At 70.0% G+C, this 7,609-nt stretch carries 10 protein-coding genes; 5 read left to right on the top strand and 5 right to left on the bottom strand.

Annotated elements, in window-relative coordinates; genetic code table 11:
• Window positions 1-224, top strand: a 224-nt coding sequence (locus tag ACFXA3_RS28595) for a hypothetical protein (RefSeq protein WP_385191374.1), incomplete at its 5' end; no start/stop codon positions are given.
• A gap of 171 nt (window positions 225-395) precedes the next feature.
• Here the strand turns inward: ACFXA3_RS28595 and ACFXA3_RS28590 are convergent.
• Window positions 396-1,037, bottom strand: a complete 642-nt coding sequence (locus ACFXA3_RS28590) for a DNA-3-methyladenine glycosylase (RefSeq protein WP_385191373.1) — start codon at window positions 1,035-1,037, stop codon at window positions 396-398.
• A gap of 111 nt (window positions 1,038-1,148) precedes the next feature.
• Here ACFXA3_RS28590 and ACFXA3_RS28585 point away from each other — a divergent pair, with 111 nt between their 5' ends.
• The 3 genes from ACFXA3_RS28585 (at window position 1,149) to ACFXA3_RS28575 (ending at window position 3,171) form a co-directional block, all read left to right on the top strand.
• Window positions 1,149-1,931, top strand: a complete 783-nt coding sequence (locus tag ACFXA3_RS28585) for a sporulation protein (RefSeq protein ID WP_385191372.1) — start codon at window positions 1,149-1,151, stop codon at window positions 1,929-1,931.
• 50 nt (window positions 1,932-1,981) lie between these two features.
• Window positions 1,982-2,515, top strand: coding sequence for a YbhB/YbcL family Raf kinase inhibitor-like protein (locus ACFXA3_RS28580; RefSeq protein ID WP_385191371.1), 534 nt, complete (start codon window positions 1,982-1,984; stop codon window positions 2,513-2,515).
• Between the two features lie 149 nt (window positions 2,516-2,664).
• Window positions 2,665-3,171 (top strand): HNH endonuclease, encoded by a 507-nt coding sequence (locus ACFXA3_RS28575; RefSeq protein WP_385191370.1) that lies wholly within the window; start codon window positions 2,665-2,667, stop codon window positions 3,169-3,171.
• Between the two features lie 48 nt (window positions 3,172-3,219).
• On the opposite strand, the gene ACFXA3_RS28570 is transcribed toward ACFXA3_RS28575, so the two are convergent.
• From ACFXA3_RS28570 to ACFXA3_RS28555, 4 genes are all read right to left on the bottom strand, one after another.
• Window positions 3,220-3,990, bottom strand: a complete 771-nt coding sequence (locus ACFXA3_RS28570; protein WP_385191376.1) for a sulfite exporter TauE/SafE family protein — start codon at window positions 3,988-3,990, stop codon at window positions 3,220-3,222.
• A gap of 140 nt (window positions 3,991-4,130) precedes the next feature.
• Window positions 4,131-5,123: an SPFH domain-containing protein gene (locus ACFXA3_RS28565; protein ID WP_385191368.1), complete on the bottom strand. Its 993-nt coding sequence runs from the start codon at window positions 5,121-5,123 to the stop codon at window positions 4,131-4,133.
• A gap of 100 nt (window positions 5,124-5,223) precedes the next feature.
• Window positions 5,224-5,652: an NfeD family protein gene (locus ACFXA3_RS28560; RefSeq protein ID WP_385191367.1), complete on the bottom strand. Its 429-nt coding sequence runs from the start codon at window positions 5,650-5,652 to the stop codon at window positions 5,224-5,226.
• Window positions 5,653-5,741: 89 nt separating this feature from the next.
• Window positions 5,742-6,542, bottom strand: coding sequence for an ABC transporter ATP-binding protein (locus ACFXA3_RS28555; RefSeq protein ID WP_030162321.1), 801 nt, complete (start codon window positions 6,540-6,542; stop codon window positions 5,742-5,744).
• Window positions 6,543-6,687: 145 nt separating this feature from the next.
• On the opposite strand from ACFXA3_RS28555, the gene ACFXA3_RS28550 reads away from it, so the two are divergent.
• Complete coding sequence (locus ACFXA3_RS28550) at window positions 6,688-7,473, top strand: hypothetical protein (protein ID WP_385191365.1); 786 nt, start codon at window positions 6,688-6,690, stop codon at window positions 7,471-7,473.
• The last annotated feature ends 136 nt before the right edge of the window (window positions 7,474-7,609 follow it).

The following is a 7,609-nucleotide window of genomic DNA, read 5'->3' as shown; positions in this document are numbered from 1 at the left end:
ATCCACCGAAGTGGACGGGGTATCAACTTCTGGCGTTGATTTTTGGCACGCTGTTGAGTTCTCAAGGAACGGACGCTTCCTTTGTACTCACCCTCGCGGGCTTTCCTCCGGGCTTTCGTTCTTCGTTTCCAACTCTACCAGATCATTTCCGTTGTCGTTTCCGACTTGGATTTGAATTCGGTGGCCGTTGGGGGCCTTTGCCTTTCGGCGTTCCACCACTTTAGCGCTTATCCCTTGCGACTCATAATCGAGCCACTGGATTCGAATTCGGGCATGCCGAAATCGACCCCGCCAGGGGTACGTCGTAGGTAGTGGGTTGGCCGCCCCGGGGGTCTGCTGATGGCAGTGCCCCGTTCAAGCGGCTCGGGCTACGTTAGGCGTCCGCCAAGGGCGAGTCAAGTTGAGCGGTGGCGTGGCGCATGGGCGCGGTAGGGGCTGACCGTCGGGTCGTGGGTGATCCAGTAGCGGTAGGGGTGACCGGCTCCGGCGCCGCCCACTCCCGTGCGGGGACCGTTGCTCACCAGGTCGGACGACGTCGCGGTGCCGGTCAGGAGCTCCAGCGGGGAATCGGGGCCCGCGCAGAGGTCGGTGCCGTCCAGAGACCGGTCGATCGCCAGGGCGGTGGCCAGGCGGGCCGGCCCTTTGGCCAGTTCTCGGTCGCTTCTGGCTGAAAGTCGACGTTTGCGAGCCAGGTCGGCGCCCCGGGTGATCTCGCCCGCGCGCAGCAGGGCCCCGCTCGCGTGGCCCGGCGGGCCGCACACCAGGTTGAGGCTGAACCACATCCCGTAGATGAAGTAGACGTACGCGTGTCCGGGCGGACCGAACATCGATGCGTTGCGTGGTGTGCGCCCCCGGTAGGCGTGGGAGCCGGGATCGGCCTCCCCTTCGTACGCCTCCACCTCCGTGATGCGGAGTTCCAGCGGGCCTTCCGGTGTACGGCGGACCAGGATGCGGCCGAGGAGGTCCGGGGCGACGGTGAGGACCGGCCGGTCGAAGAAGGACCGGGTCAGGGGCGTACGGTCGGGGCGCGCGCTCATCCGGTCGAGCGTAGTCGAACGCGCACGCCTGCAACCGGGGCCTAAGGTTCCGCGTTTGTCAGGGTGTACTCGTAAGCGGTAGTCGCACGAGCCTTCAAGGGGAGTCAGAGCATGGGGTTCAAGAAGCTGTTCGCGGCGCTGGGTGCCGGCGGTGCTTCGGTGGACACGATCATCACCGAGCCGAACGTCGTGCCGGGCGGGATCGTCCAGGGCGAGGTCCGCATCCAGGGCGGTTCCGTGGAGCAGCAGATCGAGGGCCTGTCGGTGGGCCTGCAGGCGCGGGTCGAGGTGGAGGGCGGCGACCAGGAGTACAAGCAGGACATCGTCTTCACCAAGCAGCGCCTCGGCGGTGCGTTCCAGGTGCAGCCGGGTGCCCTGCACGTGGTGCCGTTCGGGCTGGAGATCCCGTGGGAGACGCCGATCACCCACTTCGGGGGCCAGCACCTGCACGGGATGAACATCGGGGTCAGCACCGAGCTGGAGATCGCGCGTGCGGTGGACGCCGGCGACCTCGACCCGATCAACGTGCACCCGGTGCCGGCGCAGCAGGCGATCCTGGACGCGTTCCGTCAGCTGGGCTTCGGCTTCCGCAGCGCGGACATGGAGCGCGGGCACATCCGCGGCACGCGCCAGACGCTGCCGTTCTACCAGGAGATCGAGTTCCTGCCGCCGTCGCAGTACCGCGGGCTGAACCAGGTGGAGCTGACCTTCATCTCGGACGGCCGTGAGATGGACGTCGTCCTGGAGATGGACAAGAAGTCGGGGCTGTTCACCGAGGGCAGCGACACCTACCGCTGCTTCCAGGTGGGGCTGCAGTCGTACCAGGGGACCGACTGGGCGGCGTACCTCAACCAGTGGATCGCGTCCGTGGGTTCGCAGCGCAACTGGTTCTAGGCTCGGGCCCGGTACCGGCCGGTACCGGCTCGCGATCAGGAGGTTCAGCAGTGGCCGAGCAGAACAGGGCGCCCCTTCCGCACGACTTCCACCCCCGGGTGCACGCGTTCTCGGTGGAGAGTGCCGATCTCGAACCCGGTGGGGTGCTGGGCGACGCCCAGGTCCTGCGGGGCGGGAACGTCTCGCCGCACCTGCGGTGGGAGGGGTTTCCGGAGGGGACGAAGAGTTTCGCCGTGACGTGCTTCGACCCGGACGCCCCGACGGGCAGCGGGTTCTGGCACTGGGTGCTCTTCGATCTGCCGGCTTCGGTGACCGAGCTGCCGGCCGGGGCGGGCAGCGGGAAGTTCGAGGGTCTGCCCGCCGGGGCCGTGCACGTGCGCAACGACTACGGCACGCAGGACTTCGGCGGTGCCGCCCCGCCGGCCGGGGAGCGGCACCGGTACGTGTTCACCGTGTACGCGGTGGACCAGGAGAAGCTGGGCCCCGGTGCGGACGTGTCTCCGGCGGTCGTCGGGTTCAACCTGCGCTTCCACGCGTTGGGCCGGGCGCAGCTGATCGGTGAGTACGAGGCTCCCGCGAGCTGATCGTTCGCCGTGCGTTTGCCCGGTCCTGGTCTAAAGACGACCAGGACCGGGCATTTTTATTGCGTTGTCCCGCGTGGCGCGCGCGGCCAGAGTGGTTGCGGGCCCTGCCGCCAGGGTGGTCGCGGGCCTGCACACGGGAGGTGGGCGAGATGCGGGACACGCTGGTGCTGAATGCGAGCTTCGAGCCGCTGTCGACGGTGACGTTGAACCGGGCTGTGGTCCTGGTGCTCCAGGACAAGGCCGTCGTCGAACAGTCGCATCCCGAACTGCGTGTGCGCGGTGCCAGCCTGGATCTTCCGATGCCCCGGGTGATCAGGCTGTGCCGGTACGTACGGGTGCCGTTCCGAAGACATGCTCCCTGGTCACGGAGGGGGGTGTTGGTCCGGGACCAACACCGGTGCGCGTACTGCGGGAAGCGCGCGACGACCGTGGACCACGTACTTCCCCGGGCGCAGGGCGGTGGGGACACGTGGTTGAACACGGTGGCCTCCTGTGCCGAGGACAACCACCGCAAGGCGGCCCGGACTCCGGAGGAGGCGGGGATGCCGCTCCTCCGGAAGCCGTTCGTGCCGTCGCCGGCGGATGCCATGCTGCTGGCCCTGGGGGTGGCGGGCAGTGATGCGCTCCCGGAGTGGCTGGAGCGCTCCGCCTCGTAGGGCCGTATGACCGCCGGTCCGCTGGGTGACGTATTTCGGGTACGTCGCTCAGCGGAGCACGAGCTGGACGATGGCGATGACGCCGACGGCCACGATCACCGCGCGGAGCACGGTGGGTGAGAGACGGCGGCCGACCTTGGCGCCGATCTGGCCGCCGAGGGTGGAGCCGACGGCGATCAGCAGCACGGCCGTCCAGTCGAACTCGGCGACGAAGAGGAACACGACGGCCGCGATGCCGTTCACGAGGGCGGCGATGACGTTCTTGACAGCGTTGATGCGTTGCATGTCCTCGTGGAGCAGCAGGCCCATCAGGCCGAGGTAGAGCACGCCCTGTGCGGCGCCGAAGTAGCCTCCGTAGGCGCTGGCGAGCAGCATTCCGGTGAGCAGGGCGGGGCCGCCGTCGGGGTGTCCGCCGTCCGCTCCGGCGGCTTCCTGGCGTTTGCGCAGGGCCGCGGCGAGCCGGGGCTGGAGGATGACGAGCACGAGGGCCAGTCCGATGAGGACGGGCACGATCGTGTCGAAGGAGTCCGACGGCAGGGTGAGGAGCAGGACGGCGCCCGCGAGTCCCCCGACGAGGGAGACGGCGCCGAGCCGGATGATGCGGCCGCGCTGGCCCCGGAGCTCCTTGCGGTAGCCGATGGCCCCGCTGATCGAACCGGGCACCAGGCCGAGGGTGTTGGACACGTTGGCGGTGACCGGCGGGAGTCCGGTGGCGAGCAGCACCGGGAAGGTGATGAGCGTGCCGGATCCGACGATGGTGTTGATCGTGCCGGCGCCGATGCCGGCCGCGAAGACCGCGAGTGATTCCCAGAGGGACATCGAGAACAGAGACGTGGACATGGACTGGGCCATCCCCTTTGCAGAGTGAGTCGCCTCCCCGCCATGAAGGTCGAGGGGCCTCACTGATCATGCAACAGGGGATGCCGGTCCGGGGCGGCCGGGTGGCAGTCGACCGGGTGCTAGTCGATCGGGGGCTGTTCGCGGCGGTCCGTGCCGTTCGCCGCCTTGCCCACGCCGTTGCCGTCGGCTCCGGGGGCCTTGCCGGTGTTCTGCGGGTTGAAGCCCGTACCGCCGCCCATGGGGCCGAAGTTGCCCATGGCTCCCGAGAGGCCCTTGAGGGCGTCTCCGATCTCGCTGGGCACGATCCAGAGCTTGTTGGCGTCGCCCTCGGCGATCTTCGGGAGCATCTGGAGGTACTGGTAGGCGAGGAGCTTCTGGTCGGCGTCTCCGGCGTGGATGGACTCGAAGACCGTGCGGATGGCCTGGGCCTCGCCCTCGGCCTTCAGTGCGGCGGCCTTGGCCTCACCTTCGGCGCGCAGGATGGAGGACTGCTTCTCGCCCTCGGCGCGCAGGATCTCGGACTGGCGGACACCTTCGGCCTGGAGGATCGCGGCGCGCTTGTCGCGGTCGGCGCGCATCTGCTTCTCCATCGAGTCCTGGATGGAGGTGGGCGGCTCGATCGCCTTGAGCTCGACGCGGTTGACGCGGATGCCCCACTTTCCGGTGGCCTCGTCGAGGACTCCGCGCAGGGCGGCGTTGATCTCCTCGCGGGAGGTCAGGGTCCGTTCCAGGTCCATGCCGCCGATGATGTTGCGCAGGGTGGTGACGGTGAGCTGCTCGATGGCCTGGATGTAGCTGGCGACTTCGTACGTCGCGGCGCGGGCGTCGGTCACCTGGTAGTAGATGACCGTGTCGATGTTGACGACCAGGTTGTCCTGGGTGATGACCGGCTGCGGCGGGAACGGCACGACCTGCTCGCGCAGGTCGATGCGGTTGCGGATCGAGTCGATGAACGGGACGACGATGTTGAGGCCCGCGTTGAGGGTGCGCGTGTAGCGGCCGAAGCGTTCGACGATGGCGGCGCTGGCCTGCGGGATCACCTGGATCGTCTTGACCAGGGCGATGAAGACCAGGACCACCAGGATGATCAGGACGATGATGATCGATGACATGCGGTTCCCCGTGCCCTTCCGGCTGTCCGTGCTGCCCCGTTGATCGGAGTCTCGCAGACCCCGGGGCCTCGGGTCGGCTCCTTGGCTCAAGCTCGCGAGCTCACATCACGACGGCGGTGGCTCCGTCGATCTCCACGACGTCGACCTGCTGGCCCGGCTCGAAGCTGCTGTCCGCGTCGAGGGTACGGGCGGACCAGATCTCGCCGGCGAGTTTGATCCGGCCTCCGCTGCCGTCGACGCGCTCGAGGACGAGTGCGCTTCTGCCCTTCAACGCGTCGATTCCGGTGCGGTGTTGGGGCCGCTGCTCGCGGTGCTGGTTGGCGATCGAGCGGACCACGGCGACGAGCGCCACGGACACGATCACGAAGACCAGGACCTGGGCGACCAGTCCGCCGCCGAACGCCGCCGTGACGGCGGCGGCGAGCGCGCCGACGGCGAACATGCCGAACTCGGGCATCGCCGTCAGGACGAGCGGGATGCCCAGTCCGACCGCGCCGATGAGCCACCACAGCCACGCGTCGATGTTCACATGGTCATGGTAGGTCGGGCGGGTGCGGTCGGGACAGGGTGCGACGGTCCGCGTACCGGGCGTACGGGTGCCGGTTCGCGGGAGGTTGCCTAGCGGAGCGGGAGGCCCTGGGCGGTCCAGCGGTCGCTGTCGTTGCGCTCGACGACGAGGGGGAGGCCGAAGCAGAGCGACAGGTTGCGGGAGGTCAGTTCGAGGTCGATCGGGCCCGCGGTGACGACCTTGCCCTGGCGGATCATCAGGACGTGGGTGAAGCCGGGGGCGATCTCCTCGACGTGGTGCGTGACCATCGCCATGGACGGCGCGAGCGGGTCGCGGGCGAGGCGGCCGAGGCGGCGTACGAGGTCCTCGCGGCCGCCGAGGTCGAGGCCGGCGGCGGGCTCGTCGAGGAGCAGGAGCTCGGGGTCGGTCATCAGGGCGCGGGCGATCAGGGTGCGCTTGCGCTCGCCCTCGGAGAGGGTGCCGAACTTCCGGTCGAGGTACTCGGTCATGCCGAGGCGGTCGAGGAAGGCGCGGGCGCGCTGCTCGTCGATCTCCTCGTACTCCTCCTGCCAGGTCGCCGTCATCCCGTACGCGGCGGTGAGGACGGTCTGCAGGACGGTCTGGCGCTTGGGGAGCTTGTCGGCGAGCGCGATGCCGGCGACGCCGATGCGCGGGCGCAGCTCGAAGACGTCACTGCCGGGCTTGCCGAGGGTGCTGCCGAGGATGGTGGCGGCGCCCTTGGTGGGGAAGAGGTAGCTGGAGGCGAGGTTCAGCAGCGTGGTCTTGCCGGCGCCGTTGGGGCCGAGGATCACCCAGCGCTCCCCCTCCTTCACCGACCAGGAGACCTGGTCCACCAGAGCCCGGCCCTCGCGGACCACGGATACGTCCACCAGCTCCAGAACATCGCTCATGAGCGTGTTGTCTCCCCTTGCAGTCTCGGTTTCGTCTGTGCACCGGTAGGCGCAGCCCCAGGGGAAAACCTACGCCACTCGGCGAGGGGTCCGGGCGCCAGGTGGGACGCGGGGCCCGATCCGGGTCGATCCGTAAAGTGGGGGGATGCTTTTCGAACCACGTTCAGGGCGGTTGGCCGCCTGGGGGAACGCGCTGCTGGCCGGACTGGTCTCGCCCGACGAGGCCGTGTCGTCGATCGTGGGCGAGGACGCCGTCCACCGGGTGGTGGGGCTGCCGGGCGAATCGGGTCCGGTGGGCCTGACGCTGGCGCTCGGGCGGCTGCGGGCGCTGGGGGTGACCGGGCTGCGGGTGGCCCTGCCCGCTCCGGGGCATCCGCTGGGGCTGAGCGGGCCGGCGGAGTTCAATGCCCGGGCTCTGGATGCCGGGGAGGCGGTGGTCGCGGTGGGCGCGGCGCTGGGTCTGGTGCCGGAGGTGGCCGAGGCGGGTCCGGCCCCCGGGGACCTGCACGTCTCGGTGACGTGGCACTGCCTGCCGGTACGGGAGGCCCCGCCGGCGGACGTGCCGTCGCTCGGTGAGGCGGAGCGGGAGCTGGCGGAGTCGCTGCGCGAGGCGACGGTGGTCCTGACGCGGCTGGACGTGGCGGGCTCGGGGCCGGTGGCGGAGGCCGCGCTGTCGGCGTACCGGGCGCGGGCGGAGGCCGGGCGGGAGGTGCTGGCGCCGGGGTATCCGCCGCGGGCGGTGCGGGTGCTGGCGCTGGCGCAGCGGGTGGACCTGCTGGTGTCGCTGGCGTACGAGCACGGGCCGGGCGGTGCGGTGGCCGCCTCGGAGATGGCGGCGCGGACGGAGGCGCTGCGGCCGGTGGAGCGGGTGGCGCGGCGGGCGCTGGTGGCGGCGTACAACTCGGCGGTCGAGGAACGCGAGCGGGGCTAGGGCCCGCCGTGCGGATCGGGCTCCCCCGGCCGCCGCCGGGAGGTGCCCCGGGCCGTGGTGGCTGATCGGAGGACGGGTCCGGGCCGGGGTCCCGGCCGGGATGCGGCGCGGCCCCGCTTCCCGGGGAGAGTGGGGG

Source organism: Streptomyces sp. NPDC059456 (genome assembly GCF_042750055.1).
GTDB lineage: Bacteria > Actinomycetota > Actinomycetes > Streptomycetales > Streptomycetaceae > Streptomyces.
This window is presented reverse-complemented; position numbering and strand designations above follow the sequence as displayed.

Coding starts and splice junctions, on each gene's coding strand:
- ACFXA3_RS28565 (WP_385191368.1), bottom strand. CDS start 5,123: ATGTCATCGATCATCATCGTCCTGATCATCCTGGTGGTCCTGGTCTTC.
- ACFXA3_RS28550 (WP_385191365.1), top strand. CDS start 6,688: ATGCTTTTCGAACCACGTTCAGGGCGGTTGGCCGCCTGGGGGAACGCG.
- ACFXA3_RS28575 (WP_385191370.1), top strand. CDS start 2,665: ATGCGGGACACGCTGGTGCTGAATGCGAGCTTCGAGCCGCTGTCGACG.
- ACFXA3_RS28590 (WP_385191373.1), bottom strand. CDS start 1,037: ATGAGCGCGCGCCCCGACCGTACGCCCCTGACCCGGTCCTTCTTCGAC.
- ACFXA3_RS28585 (WP_385191372.1), top strand. CDS start 1,149: ATGGGGTTCAAGAAGCTGTTCGCGGCGCTGGGTGCCGGCGGTGCTTCG.
- ACFXA3_RS28555 (WP_030162321.1), bottom strand. CDS start 6,542: ATGAGCGATGTTCTGGAGCTGGTGGACGTATCCGTGGTCCGCGAGGGC.
- ACFXA3_RS28570 (WP_385191376.1), bottom strand. CDS start 3,990: ATGTCCCTCTGGGAATCACTCGCGGTCTTCGCGGCCGGCATCGGCGCC.